Source organism: Lentzea sp. NPDC060358 (assembly GCF_042725365.1).
Classification (GTDB): Bacteria; Actinomycetota; Actinomycetes; order Mycobacteriales; family Pseudonocardiaceae; genus Lentzea.
The window spans coordinates 1-18,805 of record NZ_JBHXCW010000029.1; the positions used below are offsets into that span (position 1 = coordinate 1).

An 18,805-nucleotide genomic window follows, 5' to 3' on the forward strand; every position below is an offset into this window, starting at 1 on the left:
GGACAGGACTCAGCGCCGGTCGTCGCGCTCGACCTCGACGCGTTCCCTGCGGACCTCGCCCTTGATGTCGCGCTGCTCGGTGACGGCGTCCTTCTCCAGCCGGACCCGCTCCGAGGCCTCGGTGCGCTTGCGCACCACCGGTTCCTCGCGGTGCAGCGTCATCTCGGCCTGCTCGTCGGTGAAGGCCTCGCCGGTGCGGCCCGCGTCGCCCTCCACGGGCTCGCGGACCACCCGGACCTCCTCGTGCGTCACGGGCACGGTGATGGTGCGCTGCTCCGTGACCGTGTGCTTGACCAGGCGCACGCGGCCCGCCTCGACCTTGCGGGTCTCGACGTCGAGCTTCTCCTCGGAGAGCGTGACCTCGGCGACGTCGTCCGCGCCGCGCCGGTCCCGCTCGTTCCTGCCGCGCCAGTCGGTGGAGTGCTCGCCCGCGCCCTCGAGCCGGTCGTGCTCACCGGTCTTGGCCTGCGGGATCAGCCCGTAGTGCGCGTACAGCGCGTCCTGCTCCTCGTCGGTCATGTGGTCTTCGGCGGTGTGCATGCTCGGCGAGTCCTTCACCTGCTGCTTCGAGACGGGCACGGTGATCGCGCCGCCCGCCACGCGGCCCTGCTGGATCGGGACGAAGCTCTCCTTCGTGCCGAACAGGCCGGTGTGGACCTCGGCCCACATCGGCCTGCCCGTGCCGTCCTCGAGCCACACCCGCTTGACGGACCCGATCTTCTCGCCCCTGTTGTCGATCACGTCGCAGTCGTACAGAGCCTCAACGTGCGTCTGATCGATCATCGCGCTGTTCCTCCCGCGGTCGGCTTGTCGGCTTGCACGTGCGAAGTACCCCTCGGGGGAGGGGTGCTCGCCGGTGCGCACCGACCGGGTGACCGCACACGCGGGGCGGTTCAGCCTTCCGAGTTAGCTAGTCGCACACGGCCCCGCGGGACGCCGAGCCGACCAGCTTGGCGTACTTGGCGAGCACGCCGCGCTCGTAGCGGGGCGGCAGCGGCGACCAGCCCTCGCGGCGGCTCTCCAGGTCGGCCTCGACGTCGAGGGTGCCGTCGGCGACGTTGAGCGTGATCCGGTCGCCGTCGCGCACGAACGCGATCGGGCCGCCGTCCACGGCCTCCGGCGCCACGTGCCCGACGCACAGCCCCGTCGTGCCGCCGGAGAACCGGCCGTCGGTGAGCAGCAGGACGTCCTTGCCCAGGCCCGCGCCCTTGATGGCCGCGGTGATGGCGAGCATCTCGCGCATGCCGGGCCCGCCCTTGGGGCCCTCGTAGCGGATCACCACGACGTCGCCCGCGGTGATCGTGCCGTCCTCCAGCGCGTCCATCGCGGCCCGCTCGCGGTCGAACACGCGCGCGGTGCCGGTGAAGACGTCCGAGTCGAAGCCCGCGGACTTCACCACGGCGCCCTCCGGGGCGAGCGAGCCCTTGAGGATCGTGATGCCGCCGGTGTGGTGGATGGGCTTGTCCAGTGCGCGCAGCACCAGGCCGTCGGGGTCGGGCGGGGCGATGTCGGCGAGGTTCTCCGCGACCGTGCGGCCGGTGACCGTGAGGCAGTCGCCGTGCAGCAGGCCGGCGTCCAGCAGGGCCTTCATCACCACGGGCACGCCGCCGATGCGGTCGACGTCGGTCATGACGTGGCGGCCGAACGGCTTCACGTCGGCCAGGTGCGGCACGCGCGCGCCGATGCGGCTGAAGTCGTCCAGCGACAGCTCGACGCCGGCCTCGTGCGCGATGGCGAGCAGGTGCAGCACGGCGTTGGTGGAGCCGCCGAAGGCCATGACGACCGCGATCGCGTTCTCGAACGCCTCGCGCGTCATGATCTGCCGCGCGGTGATGCCCCTGCGCAGCATCTCGACGACGGCCTGGCCGGACCGGCGCGCGAACCCGTCGCGGCGGCGGTCGGTGGCCGGGGGAGCGGCGCTGCCGGGCAGCGACATGCCCAGGGCCTCGGCCGCGCTGGCCATGGTGTTCGCCGTGTACATGCCGCCGCACGCGCCCTCGCCGGGGCAGATGGCGCGTTCGATCAGGTCGACGTCCTCGCGGCTCATCAGGCCGCGCGCGCAGGCCCCGACGGCCTCGAACGCGTCGATGATCGTGACCTCCTTCTCCGTGCCGTCGGAGAGGGTGACGCGGCCGGGCAGGATCGAGCCCGCGTAGAGGAACACGCTGGCCAGGTCGAGCCGCGCCGCCGCCATCAGCATGCCGGGCAGCGACTTGTCGCAGCCCGCGAGCAGCACCGACCCGTCGAGGCGCTCGGCCTGCATCACCGTCTCGACGCTGTCGGCGATCACCTCGCGCGACACCAGCGAGAAGTGCATGCCTTCGTGGCCCATGGAGATGCCGTCGGACACGGAGATGGTGCCGAACTCGAGCGGGTACCCGCCCGCCGCGTGCACGCCGTCCTTGGACGCCTTCGCGAGGCGGTCCAGGGACAGGTTGCACGGCGTGATCTCGTTCCAGGACGAGGCGACGCCGATCTGCGGCTTCTCCCAGTCCTCGTCCCCCATGCCGACGGCCCGGAGCATTCCGCGCGCGGCGGTGCGCTCCAGGCCGTCGGTCACGTCGCGGCTGCGTGGCTTCACGTCCGGTGTCTCGGTCATGCGGGCACGCTAGTCGCTCTCAGGCGGGGTTCGCCGCGTGAGTCAGCGTCTCCCAGGCGATGAACAGGTTGTCCGTCCCCTGTGGACGCTGCGACTCGGTGTAGCGCTGGGTGTTCGTCATCGCGATCCCCAGCCGGGTGTTCAGGGCGTTGAAGCTCACCTCGGACGTCGGCCCGAGCTCGCGGGAGAACGAGCCCCCGCAGAACCACGACGGCACCGGCTCGCCGTTCTGGTACTTGGTGTGCAGGCCCCAGGCGTGGCGCATCCGGTCCTTGATCTCGCCCCAGAGGTCCTGGCCCTGGTGCCGCGCGGTCTCGGCGACGTGCGAGGCGGCGGAGAGCCCGTAGGCGGTGTGCGCGAAGTCGCGGCACGTCTCCTGGGCGAGCCCGTCGACGAACGTGGACTGGTTGTGCCAATAGGAGACGATCTCGTCCCGGGTGTCGATGCCGCTGCCGGGAGGCGTCCTCGGCAGAGCGCCGTCGGTGGTGAGGTAGATGAACGCCTGGATCCGCGTGCGGAAGATGCCGACGGCCTTGTCGTAGGCCGCGCGGTCCTCCAGGAACACCGCGATGCCGATCGAGGCCTCCATCATGCTGAGTTCCCAGTTGCCGTTGGTGTTGGCGCGGCCGTTCTGGACCTCGGGCAGGTAGACGTCGCGCAACATGGTGGCGAACCGGCCGCTGTTCGGCCAGGTCCCGTAGACGTGCTTGATGATCTCCGCGGCCTTGGGCCAGCTGCTGGCCGACCACGCGGTCTGCAGCGGAGCGTTGGAGTTGGTGTGGTCGCGGATGGTGGCGGACCAGGCGTCCATGATCTGGATCGCCTTGGTGGCGTACCGGGCGTCGCGGGTGACGTACCAGGCGAGCGACAGCGTGTAGGCCGCGATGGCGTCCTCCCGCTCGTCGGTGCACCCGAGGTTGGGGTTGGAGTAGGAACCGCACTCGACGACGGCACGGGGCTTCGGCGTGCGGTTCAGGTCGGCGTACTTCGAGCCCATCATGGCGTTGTAGGCGGACGTCCACGGCTGGGCGCCCGCCTGGACCTTGGCGCGCACGAAGTCGAGCTGGGCACGGGAGACCACGACTCCCGGGTGGGCGAACGTCGCCGGCGCCGCCGTGGCGGACTGGCCGGTGACCGGGGCGATCAGGGATGCGATCAGTGCGATCAGCACCGCGCAGGAACGGGTGACCATGCCGCCAGTGTTGGTGGTCTATACCTTTGACGTCAAAGATTCCGGAACAACGTTCACGGTGGTGAACCGGTTCACGTGGGTGAACGCAGAAACCCAAGCCGGACAACGAAAAGCGGTGCGCGACCGGGTCGGCCGCGCACCGCCTCGGCACCGTCCTCAGCCCACGTTGTAACAGACGCCGGCCACCTTGTTCCAGGTCTCGAAGGTGGGGAACACCGGCAGCGGGAAGCCCGCCCTGCGCGTGATCGGGCCGTACCGGCCGTCCTGCGAGACTCCGCGGCGGGCCTGCTCGCGCCTCACGGCCGCTTCGGTCCTCGACCCGAACTCGCCGTCCTCGCTGAGGGCCTCACCCCTGCAGCTGTTCAGACCCACCTGGATCACCCGGACCGCGTCACCGACGTTGCCCCTGCCCAGGTCGCAGTTGATGTTCCCGGTCGCCCACCCGATCGACGGGACCCGCAGGTACCCCTCGTTCACCGTGTAGGTAGTGAAGCTGTTGCAGGACGGCGCGGCCTGCGCGACGCCCGGCGCCGCCAGCGGGACGAGCGCCGCGGCGAACAGAAGTGCCATGACTGCTGAAATTCGACGGATCATCCGGATCTCCCCTGTTGGACTCCCAGTGCGGCGCCGTGGGCGGGGCGCGGCGTTCCACCCCGGGCCGGCCCGCCCCGTTCGGTCGGCAGCCGCACGGACAGAGTGCGCCGACGGCATGGCACGAATGCGTCGAAATCGTTGAACCGCCTGGTCAGAAGCGATATGCAGGAAGCGGGAAGCCGTGGGGGAGCGGCTGAGGGGGTTTGTCGTGCCGGTCGAACTCGTGGTGCTGGGGGACGTCGGAGTCCGGGTCGGAGACCGCCGGGTGGACGTCGGGCACCTGCGGCAGAGGTGTGTGTTCGCCGTGCTGGCGGTCGAGGCCAACCGGGTCGTCACGGTGGACCGGTTGCTGGAGCGGGCGTGGCCGGGGGATCCGCCGCTGCGGCACCGGGCCGTGCTGCGGACGTACCTGTCCCGGTTGCGGTCGCTGCTGGTTCCCGAGGGGGTGCAGATCCAGCGCCGCCCCACCGGCTACGTCCTGCTCGCCGATCCCGGCGTCGTGGACCTGCACCGGTTCCGCCGGCTGGTCGCGCAGGCCGCGCCCGCCGGGGACGAGCACGCCCTGGAGCTCCTGGACCAAGCCCTGCGGCTGTGGCGCGGAGAGCCGTTCGCGGGCTTGGACACCCCGTGGCTGGCGGCCGTGCGCACCGCGCTGGAGAGGGAACGGGCAGCCGCCCGGCTCGACCGCGTCGACGTGGCGCTGCGCCGGGGCCGCCACGCCGAGGTGCTGCCCGGCCTGGTCGCGCTGGCGGAGCGGGACGAACTGGACGAACGCGTCTGCGGTCAGCTCGTGCTCGCCCTGCACCGCGCCGGGCGGACGGCCGACGCGCTGGCCCGCTACCGGCAGCTGCGCGCGCGACTGGTCGAGCAGCTGGGCGCCGAGCCGTGCGCGGCACTGCAGGAGCTGCACCAGCGCGTTCTCGCCGGGGATCCCGGTCTCGCCGTGCGCGCGGGAGCGAGGGGACCGGTGCCCCGGCAGCTGCCCGCGCCGCCGCGGTGGTTCACCGGCCGCGACGCCGAACTGGCCCGCCTGGACCGGGCGCTCGGGACGCCGGCGGGGACCGCCCTGGTGATCTCGTCGATCGGCGGGTCGGGCGGGATCGGCAAGACGTGGCTCGCCCTGGCGTGGGCGCACCGGCACGTCGCGGAGTTCCCCGACGGACAGCTGTTCGCAGACCTGCACGGGTTCAGCCCCGCGGACGAGCCCGTGCCCGCGGAGGCGGCGCTGCGGTTCTTCCTCGAGTCGCTGGGCGTGGAGCCCGATCGCGTCCCGGCTGACGCCGGCGCCATGGCCGCGCTGTACCGGAGCCTGGTCGCGGACCGCCGGATGCTGGTGCTGCTGGACAACGCCGCCTCCGCCGAGCAGGTCGTCCCGCTGCTGCCCGGCAGCCCTTCCTGCACCGTCGTGGTGACCGGCCGGACGAAGCCCGCTTCCCTGATCGACCGCCACGGTGCCCGGCACCTGACCCTGGACGTGCTCGACCGCACGCAGGCGCGGGCACTTCTCGCCGCACGCCTGGGAACGGCGCGCGTCGCCGCCGAGCCCGGCGCCGTCGACGAGGTGGTCGACCTGTGCGGCGGCCACCCGCTCGCCCTGTCGATCACCGCCCGCAACGCCGCCGCCCAGCCGGCCGCACCCCTGGCCGAGGTCGCCGACGAGCTGCGCGTGCTGGGGCTGGAGGTGCTCGACCACGACGACCCCGCGTCCAGCCTGCCGGCCGTGCTGTCGTGGTCCCTGCGCCTGCTCACCGGCGAGCAGCGGACCGTGTTCGGCCTGCTGGGCCTCGCCCCGGGCCCGGTCGTGGGGGTGCCCGCCGCGGCCGTTCTCACCGGCCTGCCCCCGGCCCGCGCCCGCGCGGCCCTGCGAGCGCTGGAAGAGGCGTCCCTGCTCGAACGGCGGTCAGGCGGGCGGTACGCGATGCACGACCTGATCCGCGCCTTCGCCGCCACCGCCCAGGACCTGTCCGACGACGAGCGCACCGCGGCGTTGACCAGGGTGACGGACTTCTACCTGCACACCGCGCACTCGGCCGACCGCCTCCTGGAACCCCACCGCCCGCTCGTGCGCCCCGGCTCGCCGGCCGCGGGCGTGCACCCGCACCCGCTGCCCGACGCCCTCTCCGCCACCGCCTGGCTGGAAGCCGAACACCCCACCCTGCTGGCCGCCCAGCGCGCCGCCGCCTCCCTCGGCCGCCACCACGTCGTCTGGCACCTCGCCTGGGCGCTCGACACCTTCCACTACCGGCGGGGGCACTGGCGCGACGAGCTCACCACCTGGCAGGCCGCGCTGGACGCCACCGACCACCTGCCCGACCCCGCCATGCGCAGCCGTGCCCACCGGAGCCTCGGCTACGCCTGCTCCCGGCTGGGGCTGCACGAGAGGTCCGTCGAACACCTCGAACTGGCGCTCGACCTGGCTCTGCGCCACCGCGACCCCGCCGAGCAGGCGCACACCCACCAGGTCCTGGCCTTCGTGTGGGACCTGCGCGGCGACGACCCGCGCACCCTGCACCACGCCCGGTGCGCGATCGAGCTCTACCGGGTGCTGGACAACCCCGTGTGGGAAGCGGACGCGCTCAACGTCGTGGGCTGGTGCCTTGCGCGCACGGGCGATCTCGACGCCGCCCGCGACCACTGCCGCGCCGCCCTCGGCCTGCACCGGTCCCACGACAACGCCGGGGGCGAGGCGGACACCCTGGACAGCCTCGGCCTGATCGCCCACCGCTCCGGCGAACACCGGCTGGCGCTTGACCACTACGACGAGGCGCTGGCCCGGTACCGGGCCCACGGCCGCCTCTCCGCCATCGCGAGCACCCTCGACAACATGGCCCACCCCCACGTCGCACTGGGGCAGCGGGGCCGGGCCCGGGAGGCGTGGGTGGAGGCGCTGGAGCTCTTCCGCGAACTGGGCCGTGACGACGACGCCACGCGGGTGCGGCGGGAGCTCGCCGCCCTCGGGCCTTCGTCCGCCGAACCGCCATCGGGTTGAGGGACAACGAGAAACCCCCGGTGCGCGGGAGGTGCACCGGGGGTTTCCCGCCCTGCGACAGGCAGGAGGGGTCAGGGCGTCACTCGCGGCACTTCTTGCCGGAGTTGACGCAGTTGACCAGGCGGTTCATGATCTTCTGCGACATCACGTTGGCGAAGTCGTCGTGGTCGGAGAACGGGTTGTGCTCCTCCTCCGGGAACGCGTCGACCGCGTACCGGCCGGCCTTCTGCACGTCCAGCGGGATGTTGTAGGTCAGCGAGATGCGCAGCTGGGGAACGGCCTTGAAGCCCTGCTGGCACTTGCCGTTGGCGTCCGGGTAGACGATGTGCTCGCGGTGCTTCTCGGAGTCGATGTTCTTGCCGTCCCAGCAGCTCGGGAAGTCGTGGATGCGCTTGACCTTCGAGCCCTGCGGGCAGATCGGGTACTTGTTGATCAGGACCTTGTCCTCGAAGCCCGTGCAGGTCCACGAGTCCTTGGCGTTCTTGGTGCCGTTGGTCGAGACCTTCGCGTCGCCGTACAGCACGCGCAGGAACTTCGGCATCGCGACGACCTTGCCGGTGGGGGAGCCGCGGAAGGTCAGGTCGACGACGGCGGGGCGCTGGATCTCGCCCTCGTTGCCCGGGAGCTCGTTGTCGGCGTTCTCCTCGGCGTTGTTCTGGTTCTTCTTGTTCTCGACGCCCTCGGCCTGCGCGGCGTCGCTGTTCTCGCCGCCGTTGTCGAGGCCCTGCTCACCGGTGGCCTGGTCCTTCACGGCGCACGCGGCGGCCGGGTTCAGGTCGGGGGCCTGCTGGCCCTGGCGGCTGAACGCCAGCATCATGCGGTTCAGGATGGCCGCGCGCTTCTCGCGCGTCGGGCCGACGATCACGTTGTCGCGGTCCTGGGCCTTGGTCGTCTCGACCTTCTTCTCGGCCTCTTCGGTGACCTTCTCGATGTTCTCGAGCTCGCGGTCGATCTCGGCCTGGGCGGCGTCCGGTACGTTCTCCGGCAGCAGCGAGGCGACGTCGGGGCACTCGAGGCGGGCCGCGGCCTTGGCGGCCTTGTCCTTGTCCTGCTGCGCCTTGTCGTCCTTCTTCGGCGGCGCCTGCTCGCCCTGCTCCTGACCCTCGCCGGCCTCCTCGCCCTCCTCCTCGCCGTCGTTGATGCGCACGACGGGCCAGAAGTAGGTGGACTTGTCGCCGTTGCGGCAGGTCGTGCCGGCCGCGGCGAGCGACTTGTTGTTGGAGTCCGCGTTCGTGGAGAGGTTGCCGACGTAGTCGTGCAGGTGCTGGGCGCCGTTGCGGACGCCGGGCTGCGCGATGAAGTTGTCCGGGTTGAAGTGCCCGTTCTCGTTGCGACCGCAGTTCACCGTGAACGTGCCCGTGGTCGCGTCGTTCTCGGCTTGGGGCTTCTTGACGTTCGGCTTCACCTTGGTGATGTCGACGAACAGGCTCTTGTCCGCTCCGTCGGCGAGCGCGGCGCCATCAGAAGAACTGATGGCCACCACCGCGGCACCGCCAGCGACCACGGCCATCGCGGCCGCGGCGGCCGTGAGCCAGATCGTGGATTTCCTCCGGTGAATAGCCATGTGCCACCTCGTAGTAGTCCGATAAAACGGCATGCTGAAGAAGACGGCGATGAGCCGCTATTTCTCGGTTGGAGCAGTGTGATGCGGTTTTTCAGTACGAACGAGATTTCCGCCGGGTCTTGTGCTTCTGCCGGGAGATGAGTCTCATCCCCACCAGGGCGAGCGCGAGCACCGCGATGGCGCCGAAGAAGACGCCGTTGTTCTCGCCGAACACGCCTTGCTCGGCGGTGCGGGTGAACCTGGTGCCGTCCGGCACCGTCGGGATGACGCCGTCGGTCGGGTTCGTCGACGCGTCCGCCGCCTGGTCGTCGCCCTGGTCCGCCGGCGCCGCGTCGTTGGTCGTGCCGGTGGGCGGCGCGAGCGGCTGCGGCGACTCCAGTGAGGCGAAGTCGACCTTGCCGGTGTCCTCGAGCACCTTCATGTGGTCGAAGACGGTGATCATCGCCTGGGTGGAGAGGATGCGGACGAGCTCGTTCTTGGTGCCCGCCCGGATCTGCGACGCGTAGGCGTAGACCTTGCCGTGCGCCGCGCGGAGCCGGTTGGCGAAGACGGCGTCGAACTCGTCGCCGGTCGCCGCGTCCATCTCGGCGAGCCAGCCCTTCTGCTCGTCGGAGGCCTCGGTGGGCAGCACGTGACCGAGCAGTACGCCCGCGCGGTTCACGACGTTGTCCAGCAGCGTGTGGCCCTCGATGAGGTGCTTGCAGGCCTCCTGGATCTTGGGCTGGTCGGCCCTCTTGGCCTGACCCTTCTCCCCGGCGGGTTTCTCCCACAGCCCGGCCTGCTTGACCCGGTTCATGAAGTCCCGGTCGGCGGGGCCGAGCGGGCCCCACTGCGTCTGCACGACCTCGTCGCCCGTTCCGCCACTTCCGGGCGGCGGGGTCGAGACGGGGGTCGAGGGGGTGCTCGGCTGCCCGATCGCGTCCCCGGTGCTGAGCAGCACGGCCAGCGCACAGCCGGCCAGCGCGACCATCAGTCGCGCCGGCTTCGCCAAGTCCATGGGGAGTCGCACGAACGGGAGTACGGCCCGCACTGCGACACCGCCTCAGTTCGAGACGTCGCCGTTATCGAACCGTTATCAAAACCCGCGCAACCCGGAGAGGAATGCACGACATAGGGTCCTGGTCATGAGCAAGCGTTTTGTGGCGTTGGGGGACTCGTTCACCGAAGGAGTGGGCGACGACGACGCCAGTCGTCCGAACGGTGTGCGCGGGTGGGCCGACCGGGTCGCCGACGTCCTGGGCGCGGCCGACCCCGAGTTCGCCTACGCCAACCTCGCGGTGCGCGGCCGGTTGCTGCCGCAGATTCTCGGCGAACAGGTGGAGCGCGCGCTCGGGATGCGGCCCGACCTCGTCTCGCTCTACGCGGGCGGGAACGACCTCATGCGGCCCAAGGTGGACATCGACGCCCTCATGCGCGCGTACCGCGCGGCCGTGGAGCTGTTCGTGAAGTCCGGGGCGCGGGTCGTCCTCTTCACGGGCGTCGACGGCGCGGACGACCCCGTGTTCCGCAGGATGCGCGGCCGGGTGGCCATCTACAACGAGCACGTGCGCTCGATCGCGGCCGAGTTCTCGTGCGTGCTCGTCGACATGTGGAACATGCGTCAGCTGCGCGACCGTCGCATGTGGTCGGCCGACCGGCTGCACCTCAACTCCCTCGGGCACACCGAGGTCGCCATCTCCGTGCTCGACGGGCTCGGCGTCTCGCACGCGCTGACGCGCGCGGTGCTGGGCATCGCCCCGTCGGTCGACCCGCGCGTCCAGCGCGCGGAGAACTGGAAGTGGGCGCGCGAGCACGTCGTGCCGTGGGTGCTGCGGCGGGTGCGGGGCGAGTCGTCCGGCGACGTGATCCGGCCGCGCCGCCCGGAGCTGCTGCCGCCCTCCTGAGTAGAACGTGTTCCTCAGGTCGACCCTGGTTAACGAGGCAACTCCCGTTCGGTGACGGTTTTCGCGCGGATTCTTTGCAGATAGAACGTGTTCTGGAAAACAGGTCGGCCAGGTGGGTGAAAACGCAGGTCGCGGGCCCGGACTGGATTGATGCAGTGCCCTAGCGTCCGTTCGCATGCATCGCAGGACGGCGCTGATCCCGGTGGTGGTGATCTGCGCGTTGCTCGCGGGCTGCGGAAGCAGGCTCACCGACGAGCAACGCGCCGCACTCGTCGTGCCCAGGGGCGGTGGAACGGGCACCGAACAGGGCGTGGCGCAGGAGGAGGACGCCGCCGCGTCCGGCACGGACGGCACCGGCGGCCAGACCGGCGCGAACAACCCGCAGCAGGCCGACCAGAAGCCGAACCCGCCCGGCAGCCTCGCGGGCGCGTGCCAGGGCACCGGGGGCGCCACGGACAAGGGCGTCACCGCGGGCGAGATCACGATCGCCAACATCTCCGACATCAGCGGGCCGGTGCCCGGCATCTTCCAGTCGGCGCAGCAGGCCACCAAGGCGTTCGTCGAGTACTTCAACGCCACCCAGGGCTCGATCTGCGGGCGCAAGCTCAAGCTCGTCTCGTTCGACTCGCGCACCGACAGCGGCGGCGACCAGCAGGCCACCTCGCAGGCCTGCGACCAGGCCTTCGCGCTCGTCGGGTCGATGTCGGCGTTCGACCAGGGCGGCGGACCGGCGGCGGCCGGCTGCGGCATTCCCGACCTGCGGGCCTCGACGGTCACCGCGCAACGGCAGCGCACCGCGAACAGCTTCGGCGTCGCGTCCAACGTCGTGAACCTGGTGTCATCGGCGGGCCCGGACCTGGTCAAGTCGAGCTTCCCCGGCGCGGCCGGCGCCGCCGCGTACCTCTACCTCAACGCGGACGCCAGCGCGCAGAACGCCAAGAGCATGCAGAAGGCGGCGGAGGCGCGCGGCATCAAGTTCGTCTACACGCAGGCCATCGACATCACCGACGTCAACTACGCGCCGTACGTGGCGAAGCTCAAGGAGACCGGCACCAAGATCGTCTACTGGATCGGGTCGGGCCAGTACGCGGTGCGGTTGCAGCAGGCGATGCGACAGCAGGGGTTCACGCCGGAGGCGTTCGTCACCGACCCCAGCGCCTACGACCCGCAGTACCTCAAGCAGGGCGGCTCGGCGGTCGACGGCACGGTCGTCTACACCAACGGCGCGCTGTTCGAGGAGAACAACGCGCAGGTGGCGCTCTACAAGCAGTGGCTGGGCCGGGTGGCGCCGGGCGCCGCGCCCTCGTACTTCGGCATGTTCGCCTGGGCCGCCGCACGGCTGTTCGTCCAGACCGCGGCCAAGATCGGGCCGCAGCTCACGCGCAAGGCGATGGTCGACGCGATCCGCGGCGTGCACGACTTCACCGCCGAGGGGATGGTCGCGCCGCAGGACGTGGGCGGCAAGCGGACCTCCGCCTGCATGACCCTGGTGCGGCTCAAGGGCGGCACGTGGTCGCGGCTCGCGCCCGCGTCCGGGTACTCGTGCGGGTCGCTGATCGACACCGGGGTGGGCGGATGACCGCGCTCCTGGCCTACACCATCTTCGGCCTCGTCACCGGCGGCGCGTACGCCGTGGTCGCGGGCGGGCTCGTGCTCACCTACAGCACCTCCAAGGTGTTCAACGTCGGCCACGGCGCCATCGGCATGGTCATGGCGTTCCTCTACTGGGAGCTCGCCGAGAACCGCGGCCTGCCCCAGTGGCTCGCGCTGCTGCTCGTGGTCGGCGTGGGCGCACCGCTGTTCGGGCTGCTGGTCGAGCGGTTCGTGATGCGCCGGCTCGCGGGCGCGCCGGTCGGCATCACGCTCGTCGCGGGCGTGGGCGTGCTGGTCGGGCTGATCGGGGTGGCGCAGGTGATCTGGCCGCCGCAGGCCCGTCCGGTGCGGCCGTTCCTCGACGAGCTGGGCATCCACATCGGACAGTCGTTCGTCAGCGGGCACGACCTGGTGACGCTCGCGTGCGCGGTGCTGGTCGCGGGCGGGCTGTACGTGCTGCTGAACCGCACGCGCACCGGCCTCGCGATGCGGGCGTGCGTCGACGCGCCGGAACTGGCGTCGCTCTACGGCACGCGGCCGCACCGGTTGTCGGCGCTGAGCTGGGCGATCGGGTCGGCGCTCGCGGCGCTGGGCGGGATCCTGCTGACGCCGGTGGTGCAGCTCGACTACGTGACGATGACGCTGCTGGTGATCACGGCGTACACGGCGGCACTGGTCGGGCAGCTGCGGAGTCTGCCGTGGACGTTCGCGGGCGCGCTCGGGCTCGGGCTGCTGCAGTCCTACGCCGTGGCGTACCTGCCGTCGTCGCCGGGCTGGATCGCGTTCCGCGCGGCGATCCCGGCGCTGCTGCTGTTCGTCGTGCTGCTCGCGATGCCGCAGTCGCCGCTGCGGATCGGCGGTGTGCGGGGATCTCGCGGCGTGGCGGTGCCGAACGCGCTGACGACCGGGGTCGGCGCGGGGGTGTTCGTCGGCGTCGTCGTGGTGCTGGCGCTGCTGGTCGACGCCGTGGTGGCCGGGCAGCTCGCGCTGGGGCTGGTGTTCGGGATCGTGCTGCTGTCGATGGTGCTGCTCACCGGGTACGGCGGGGTGGTGTCGCTCGGGCAGTTCACGTTCGTCGGCGTGGGCGCGGTGACGGTGGCGCGGCTGGGTTCGGCGTCACCGCTGACGCTGCTGGCCGGCGCGCTGGTGGCCGCGGCGGTCGGCGCGCTCATCGCGCTGACGGTGCTGCGGGTCAGCGGGCTGTACCTGGCGCTCGCGACGCTGGGGTTCGCGCAGCTGATGGACAAGCTGGTGCTGCAGTCGCCGATCGCGTTCGGGGTGCGGGGGAGCCTGCAGGTGCCGAAGCTGGCCGGGTCGGCGACGGGACAGCTGCTGCTGGTGGCCGGGGTGTTCGTGCTCGTGGGCGCCGGTGTGCTCGCGATCCGGCGCGGGCGGCTGGGGCGCAAGATGATCGCCGTCAAGGACAGCTCCGCCGCGTGCGCGACGCTCGGCGTGAACGTGCGCTGGATCCGGGTGGGCGTGTTCGCGCTGTCGGCCGGGATCGCGGGTCTCGCGGGCGGGCTCTTCGCGCAGCTGCGGGAGACCGTGGCGGCGAGCGACTTCCAGCTGTTCAACAACCTGCCGCTGCTGCTGTTCGCGGTGATCGCCGGGGTGACGTCGGTGTCCGGCGCGCTGCTCGGCGGCATGCTGCTGATGCTGCTCCCCGTGCTGCAGAGCGGTTTCCCGGCGTTCGCGGGCGTGGCGGTCGTGCTGCTCGGCGTCGCCGCGGCCGGACTGTCGCGCGACCCCAACGGCCTGGTCAGCTGGTTCTTCCGGGCCTGGTCCTGGCGGCGCGCATGAGCACGGTGCGGGTGGAGGGCGTGACGGTCCGCTTCGGCGAGGTGACCGCGGTCGACGACGTGACCCTGACCGTCGACCCCGGCGTCACCGGGCTGATCGGCCCGAACGGCGCGGGTAAGACGACGTTGTTCGACGTGGTCAGCGGGCTGCGCAAGCCGTCGGCGGGCCGGGTGCTGCTCGACGGCGAGGACATCACCGCGAAGGGACCGCACCAGCGCTCCAGGATGGGCGTGGCGCGCACGTTCCAGCGGCTCGAGGTCTTCGGGTCCCTGACCGTCTGGGAGAACGTCGTGGTGGCGCTGGAGAGCCGCCGCCGCTCACCCCGCCTCGCCGACGGCCTGCTGGAGCGGGTCGGCATCGCGGAGTTCGGCCCGAACCAGGCCGACACCGTCCCGACCGGCGCCGCCCGGTTGCTCGAACTGGCCCGCGCGCTCGCCACCGAGCCGAGCCTGCTGCTGCTCGACGAACCGTCGTCCGGCCTCGACCGCGCCGAGACCGACGCGTTCGGCGAGCTGCTGCGGGAGCTGAGCGGGGAGGGCCGCTCGGTCGTCCTGGTCGAGCACGACATGGACCTCGTGATGGGCTACTGCGACACCGTGCACGTGCTCACCCTCGGGCGGCTGCTGGTGTCCGGCACCCCGGACGTCGTCCGCGCCCACGAGGGAGTCCGGGAGGCGTACCTCGGATGATCGACCTGGTGGACGTCCACGCCGGCTACGGCCGCATCGAGGTGCTGCGCGGTGTCTCGCTGACCGTGCCGCGCGGCTCGGTCACGGCCTTGCTGGGCCCGAACGGCGCGGGCAAGTCGACGCTGGTCAAGGTCCTGAGTGGACAGCTGCGCGCCTCCAGCGGGCACGTGCACCTCGGCGGGGTGCACGTCAACGACGCCGCGCCCGACGAGCTGGCGCGGGCCGGCCTGTGCACGATCCCGGAGGGCCGGGCGATCTTCCCGAACCTCACCGTCGCGGAGAACCTGCGGCTGATGCGCGGCGACCCCGCCGTGGTCTACGCGCGGTTCCCGAAGCTCGAGGCGCGGCAGAAGCAGCTCGCGGGCTCGATGTCCGGCGGCGAGCAGCAGATGCTCGCGTTTTCCCGCGCGCTGATCACCGACCCGGCCGTGCTGGTGATCGACGAGCTGTCCATGGGGCTCGCGCCGGTGATCGTCTCCGAGCTCTACGAGGTCGTGGGGGAGCTGGCGTCCTCCGGCGTCACGATGCTGATCGTCGAGCAGTTCGCCGAGACCGCCTCCGCCGTGGCCGACCAGGTCGTCGTGATGGCGCACGGCGAGATCTCGGCGGACTCCGACCTCGCCACCGTCTACTTCGGAGGGGCGTCATGAGGTACGCGCTCGTTCTCCTGCTGGTCCTGCTGTTCCCGGCACCGGCGCACGCCGCCGACATCGGCGGGTTCACGCTCTCGGCCGAGGCCACCCCGATCTCGGTGCTGCTGACCACCGACCTGCTGCCCGTGCCCGCGGAACCGCAGGGCGAGGTGCACCTCTCCTACACGCGGACCGAGCTCGGCGCCGGTCCGATCGGACGGTCGGTCGCGAGCTCGCTGTGGCCGGGCGCCGCCGTCGGCACCGGTCTGCCGCAGCTCCTGGGCTTCGCGTACCCGGTCCAGGTGAACGCGGCGCACCCCGGCGGCCCGGCCGACGAGGCGAAGTCGGGCATGAAGGCCTCCGCCGGCGCGGCGAAGGCCGAGTCGTTCGCGGGCGCCAAGCAGGAGGTGCCGTTCGTGCTGACCGCCGAGGGGCTCGCCTCCTCGAGCGTGAGCACGGTGTCCGCGACCGAGGCGCGGTCCACGGCCGTGTCGTCCGCGCAGACGATCTCGCTGCTGTCCGGCCTCGTCGTGCTGTCCGGTGTGAAGTTCGAGTCGGTCGCGGTGAGCGACGGCAGCAAGGGCAGCGGCACCAGCACGTTCGCCCTGGCCGAGGTGACCGTGCTGGGCCAGAGGTTCCCGGTGCCCTCACCCGCGGCGCCGCCGGAGGGCCTGCTGAAGGCGTTGGCACCGCTGGGCGTCACGCTCACCTGGCCGTCGGCCGCCACCAGGATCGAGGGTGCGCAGGCGACCTCCGTCAGCAGCGGGCTCAGGCTCACCGTCGACGTGACCGTGCTGCGCACGAGGCTGGGGCTCGGCGGAATCCTCGACGGCATCCTCACCCCGTTGCTGCCCGAGGAACTCGCGCCGCTGCTCAACCCCTTGCGCAAGCTCGAGGTCGTCGTCGGTGACACCGAGGCCGTGGCCAACGCCTCCGCCTCCGCCGCCCTGCCGCCGCCCGAGGTGCCGGCGCCCGTCGCCCCGGTGGCGCCACCGGACTCGTCGTCCTCCGGTGGCGACGTCCCCGCCACGTCGCCCGTCGCCGGCTCCACCCCGCCGAAGTCCATCGTGACCCCGGTGGCGAACGCACGGGCCCGTACGGGGTCGTTGCTCGACTTCCCCGGCGTACCGGCGTTGCTGGTGGTCGCGGGCCTCGGCGTCGCCACCGCCGCGGCGTTCGGCATGAAGTCGTTCGGGACCTTCCTGCTGGGCGGCGCTCCCTGTCCCTCCGGGCACCCGACCGGTGTCCCCGACCTGCGGGTGGGGCCATGACCCTCCAGGACCGTCGGCGCGCGCGGATGCGCAGCGGACTCGGGCTCGTCGGCACGGCGCTGATGACGGCGGGCATCGCGGCGATCCTCTTCGCCTGGTGGGGCGTCGCGCACACCGGGTACACCTTCGAGCAGATCCCGTACGTGGTCTCGGGCGGGATGCTCGGGCTCGGGCTGATCGGAATCGGAGGGTTCCTCTACTTCGGTTCCTGGCTGACCAAGCTCGTCGAGGAACAGCGGCAGACGACGTATGCTCTGCTGCAGCTGCTGGAGGACAGGGCGGCGGACCGGGTGGACCAGCTCGAGGGCCGCAACGCGTAACCGGTTCCGCGCACCTCGGCGACTTCCGCCGGTGACGCACCGCCCACCATTCCAAGTGGACCGAGTGTGAGAGCGTTCTCGCACAACGGGGTGACGCGCCCGGACGATGTCCGGTTCCTCCCCTTGAACGAGTGGTTTAGACCAGTTAACGTGCACCCCGTCACGTACCCCCTGCACGTGAACGGAGTGCAATGAAGAAGTTCCGCTGGCAGTTCCTGGCCGCGGCTGTCGCGATGGCGACCGTGGTCGGAGGTGTTCTCGCCGCTCCCGCGAGCGGCGCGACCGGTGTGACGGCGGCGTTCACCAAGACGTCGGACTGGGGCAGCGGCTACGAGGCCAAGTACACCATCTCCAACACCGGTGGTTCCGCCCTCTCGTCGTGGACCGTCGAGTTCACGCTCCCGGGCGGACAGTCCATCGCGTCGTTGTGGGACGGCAGCTACGCCGCGAACGGGCAGAACATCACTGTCCGCAACACCTGGAACGGCACGGTGCCCGTGGGCGGTTCGGTGAGCTTCGGCTTCACCGTGCGCGGCTCGGGCGGCAGCCCGTCCAACTGCAAGATCAACGGTGGCTCGTGCGACGGCGGCTCCGGGCCGACGACGACCACGACGACCACCACCACGACCACGACGACGACCAACCCGACGGTGCCCGGCACCGGTCGTGGCGCGCCGTACCTGTACCTGGGCTGGGGCAACCCGCAGAGCGCGACCCAGGTCATGAGCGCCACCGGCGTCAAGTGGTTCACGCTGGCCTTCGTCCTCTCCGGCGGCGGCTGCTCCCCCTCGTGGGACAGCGCGCGTCCGCTGACGGGCGGCGTCGACCAGCAGACGATCAACGCCATCCGCGCGGCCGGCGGCGACGTCGTGCCGTCGTTCGGTGGCTGGAGCGGCAACAAGCTGGGCCCGAACTGCTCGACGCCGGAGGCTTTGGCCGGCGCCTACCAGCAGGTCATCAACGCCTACGGGCTCAAGGCGATCGACATCGACATCGAGAACTCCGACGAGTTCGAGAACACGACGGTCCAGGACCGGATCCTGACCGCGCTGAAGATCGTCAAGGAGAAGAACCCGGGCATCCAGACGATCGTCACGTTCGGCACCGGCACCACCGGCCCGAACTTCTACGGCGCCCGTCTGGTCGACCAGGCCAAGGCCCTGAACGCGAACATCGACGTGTTCACGATCATGCCGTTCGACTTCGGCAGCTCGAACATCCGCACCGACACCATCGGCGCGGCCACCGGGCTCAAGAACAAGCTGAAGTCGACCTTCGGCTGGAGCGACGCCGAGGCGTTCAAGCACGTCGGCATCTCCGGCATGAACGGCCTGTCGGACCAGCGCGAGCTGACCACCGTCGACGACTGGACCGCGATCCGCGACTGGTCGAAGTCGAACGGCCTCGGACGACTGGCCTTCTGGTCGGTCAACCGCGACCGCGGCGGCTGCGACGGCCAGGTCTCCGCGGGCTGCTCCGGCATCGGGCAGGCCGAGCTGGCGTTCTCGAAGATCACCGCCGGCTTCTGATCGTCCCGCCGCACCACCCCTGAGCCGTCAGCGCCATTTATCCGGTGGCGCTGACGGCTTACCCTTGTGCCATGCGACGACGACATTGATCTTCCACTGATCTCTCCCGGACCGCGACGGCGTGGGCGTGGTGCTCGCACCTCGTCCCGA

15 protein-coding genes are annotated in these 18,805 nt (G+C 71.3%); 9 read left to right on the forward strand and 6 right to left on the reverse strand.

Going from position 1 to position 18,805, the window contains the following annotated elements; all coding sequences use genetic code 11:
• Positions 1-9: 9 nt before the first annotated feature.
• The 4 genes from ACFWGZ_RS09080 to ACFWGZ_RS09095 all read right to left on the reverse strand — a co-directional run bounded on the left by ACFWGZ_RS09080 (position 10) and on the right by ACFWGZ_RS09095 (position 4,361).
• A complete protein-coding gene (locus tag ACFWGZ_RS09080; protein ID WP_382450947.1) occupies positions 10-783 on the reverse strand; it encodes a DUF2382 domain-containing protein in 774 nt (257 codons plus the stop codon).
• Positions 784-910: 127 nt separating this feature from the next.
• Positions 911-2,599: a dihydroxy-acid dehydratase gene (ilvD, locus tag ACFWGZ_RS09085; protein ID WP_382450948.1), complete on the reverse strand. Its 1,689-nt coding sequence runs from the start codon at positions 2,597-2,599 to the stop codon at positions 911-913.
• A 19-nt stretch (positions 2,600-2,618) separates the two neighbouring features.
• Positions 2,619-3,791 carry an alginate lyase family protein gene (locus ACFWGZ_RS09090; RefSeq protein ID WP_382450949.1) on the reverse strand — a complete coding sequence of 391 codons (1,173 nt, stop codon included), beginning with the start codon at positions 3,789-3,791 and terminating at the stop codon, positions 2,619-2,621.
• Positions 3,792-3,947: 156 nt separating this feature from the next.
• Positions 3,948-4,361 carry a peptidoglycan-binding protein gene (locus ACFWGZ_RS09095; RefSeq protein ID WP_382450950.1) on the reverse strand — a complete coding sequence of 138 codons (414 nt, stop codon included), beginning with the start codon at positions 4,359-4,361 and terminating at the stop codon, positions 3,948-3,950.
• A gap of 232 nt (positions 4,362-4,593) precedes the next feature.
• Here ACFWGZ_RS09095 and ACFWGZ_RS09100 point away from each other — a divergent pair, with 232 nt between their 5' ends.
• Entirely contained in the window at positions 4,594-7,374 is a 2,781-nt protein-coding gene (locus ACFWGZ_RS09100) for a BTAD domain-containing putative transcriptional regulator (protein WP_382450951.1), read from the forward strand.
• Positions 7,375-7,453: 79 nt separating this feature from the next.
• Here ACFWGZ_RS09100 and ACFWGZ_RS09105 read toward each other — a convergent pair whose 3' ends face one another.
• Together ACFWGZ_RS09105 and ACFWGZ_RS09110 are read right to left on the reverse strand one after the other, a co-directional pair.
• The gene (locus ACFWGZ_RS09105) at positions 7,454-8,938 is read right to left on the reverse strand and encodes a DUF1996 domain-containing protein (protein WP_382450952.1); all 1,485 of its coding nucleotides are present in this window, start codon (positions 8,936-8,938) and stop codon (positions 7,454-7,456) included.
• A gap of 91 nt (positions 8,939-9,029) precedes the next feature.
• The gene (locus ACFWGZ_RS09110; RefSeq protein WP_382450953.1) at positions 9,030-9,935 is read right to left on the reverse strand and encodes a DUF4142 domain-containing protein; all 906 of its coding nucleotides are present in this window, start codon (positions 9,933-9,935) and stop codon (positions 9,030-9,032) included.
• 127 nt (positions 9,936-10,062) lie between these two features.
• On the opposite strand from ACFWGZ_RS09110, the gene ACFWGZ_RS09115 reads away from it, so the two are divergent.
• The 8 genes from ACFWGZ_RS09115 (at position 10,063) to ACFWGZ_RS09150 (ending at position 18,655) form a co-directional block, all read left to right on the forward strand.
• The gene (locus ACFWGZ_RS09115; protein ID WP_382450954.1) at positions 10,063-10,821 is read left to right on the forward strand and encodes an SGNH/GDSL hydrolase family protein; all 759 of its coding nucleotides are present in this window, start codon (positions 10,063-10,065) and stop codon (positions 10,819-10,821) included.
• 175 nt (positions 10,822-10,996) lie between these two features.
• Positions 10,997-12,400 carry an ABC transporter substrate-binding protein gene (locus ACFWGZ_RS09120; protein WP_382450955.1) on the forward strand — a complete coding sequence of 468 codons (1,404 nt, stop codon included), beginning with the start codon at positions 10,997-10,999 and terminating at the stop codon, positions 12,398-12,400.
• Positions 12,397-14,214: an ABC transporter permease gene (locus ACFWGZ_RS09125; protein WP_382450956.1), complete on the forward strand. Its 1,818-nt coding sequence runs from the start codon at positions 12,397-12,399 to the stop codon at positions 14,212-14,214. The genes ACFWGZ_RS09120 and ACFWGZ_RS09125 overlap by 4 nt, the downstream gene beginning before the upstream one ends.
• Positions 14,211-14,903: an ABC transporter ATP-binding protein gene (locus ACFWGZ_RS09130; protein WP_382450957.1), complete on the forward strand. Its 693-nt coding sequence runs from the start codon at positions 14,211-14,213 to the stop codon at positions 14,901-14,903. Before ACFWGZ_RS09125 ends, ACFWGZ_RS09130 begins: the two co-directional genes overlap by 4 nt.
• Positions 14,900-15,553 (forward strand): ABC transporter ATP-binding protein, encoded by a 654-nt coding sequence (locus tag ACFWGZ_RS09135; RefSeq protein ID WP_382450958.1) that lies wholly within the window; start codon positions 14,900-14,902, stop codon positions 15,551-15,553. The genes ACFWGZ_RS09130 and ACFWGZ_RS09135 overlap by 4 nt, the downstream gene beginning before the upstream one ends.
• The gene (locus ACFWGZ_RS09140) at positions 15,550-16,806 is read left to right on the forward strand and encodes a choice-of-anchor P family protein (protein ID WP_382450959.1); all 1,257 of its coding nucleotides are present in this window, start codon (positions 15,550-15,552) and stop codon (positions 16,804-16,806) included. The genes ACFWGZ_RS09135 and ACFWGZ_RS09140 overlap by 4 nt, the downstream gene beginning before the upstream one ends.
• Complete coding sequence (locus tag ACFWGZ_RS09145; RefSeq protein WP_382450960.1) at positions 16,803-17,126, forward strand: hypothetical protein; 324 nt, start codon at positions 16,803-16,805, stop codon at positions 17,124-17,126. The genes ACFWGZ_RS09140 and ACFWGZ_RS09145 overlap by 4 nt, the downstream gene beginning before the upstream one ends.
• A gap of 191 nt (positions 17,127-17,317) precedes the next feature.
• Positions 17,318-18,655: a cellulose binding domain-containing protein gene (locus ACFWGZ_RS09150; RefSeq protein ID WP_382450961.1), complete on the forward strand. Its 1,338-nt coding sequence runs from the start codon at positions 17,318-17,320 to the stop codon at positions 18,653-18,655.
• Positions 18,656-18,805 lie beyond the last annotated feature (150 nt).

Bases quoted from the DNA above. Each gene is read 5' to 3' on its own strand.
- ACFWGZ_RS09080 (WP_382450947.1), bottom strand. From the start codon at position 783: ATGATCGATCAGACGCACGTTGAGGCTCTGTACGACTGCGACGTGATC.
- ilvD (WP_382450948.1), bottom strand. From the start codon at position 2,599: ATGACCGAGACACCGGACGTGAAGCCACGCAGCCGCGACGTGACCGAC.
- ACFWGZ_RS09090 (WP_382450949.1), bottom strand. From the start codon at position 3,791: ATGGTCACCCGTTCCTGCGCGGTGCTGATCGCACTGATCGCATCCCTG.
- ACFWGZ_RS09095 (WP_382450950.1), bottom strand. From the start codon at position 4,361: ATGGCACTTCTGTTCGCCGCGGCGCTCGTCCCGCTGGCGGCGCCGGGC.
- ACFWGZ_RS09105 (WP_382450952.1), bottom strand. From the start codon at position 8,938: ATGGCTATTCACCGGAGGAAATCCACGATCTGGCTCACGGCCGCCGCG.
- ACFWGZ_RS09110 (WP_382450953.1), bottom strand. From the start codon at position 9,935: ATGGACTTGGCGAAGCCGGCGCGACTGATGGTCGCGCTGGCCGGCTGT.
- ACFWGZ_RS09115 (WP_382450954.1), top strand. From the start codon at position 10,063: ATGAGCAAGCGTTTTGTGGCGTTGGGGGACTCGTTCACCGAAGGAGTG.
- ACFWGZ_RS09120 (WP_382450955.1), top strand. From the start codon at position 10,997: ATGCATCGCAGGACGGCGCTGATCCCGGTGGTGGTGATCTGCGCGTTG.
- ACFWGZ_RS09125 (WP_382450956.1), top strand. From the start codon at position 12,397: ATGACCGCGCTCCTGGCCTACACCATCTTCGGCCTCGTCACCGGCGGC.
- ACFWGZ_RS09130 (WP_382450957.1), top strand. From the start codon at position 14,211: ATGAGCACGGTGCGGGTGGAGGGCGTGACGGTCCGCTTCGGCGAGGTG.
- ACFWGZ_RS09135 (WP_382450958.1), top strand. From the start codon at position 14,900: ATGATCGACCTGGTGGACGTCCACGCCGGCTACGGCCGCATCGAGGTG.
- ACFWGZ_RS09140 (WP_382450959.1), top strand. From the start codon at position 15,550: ATGAGGTACGCGCTCGTTCTCCTGCTGGTCCTGCTGTTCCCGGCACCG.
- ACFWGZ_RS09145 (WP_382450960.1), top strand. From the start codon at position 16,803: ATGACCCTCCAGGACCGTCGGCGCGCGCGGATGCGCAGCGGACTCGGG.
- ACFWGZ_RS09150 (WP_382450961.1), top strand. From the start codon at position 17,318: ATGAAGAAGTTCCGCTGGCAGTTCCTGGCCGCGGCTGTCGCGATGGCG.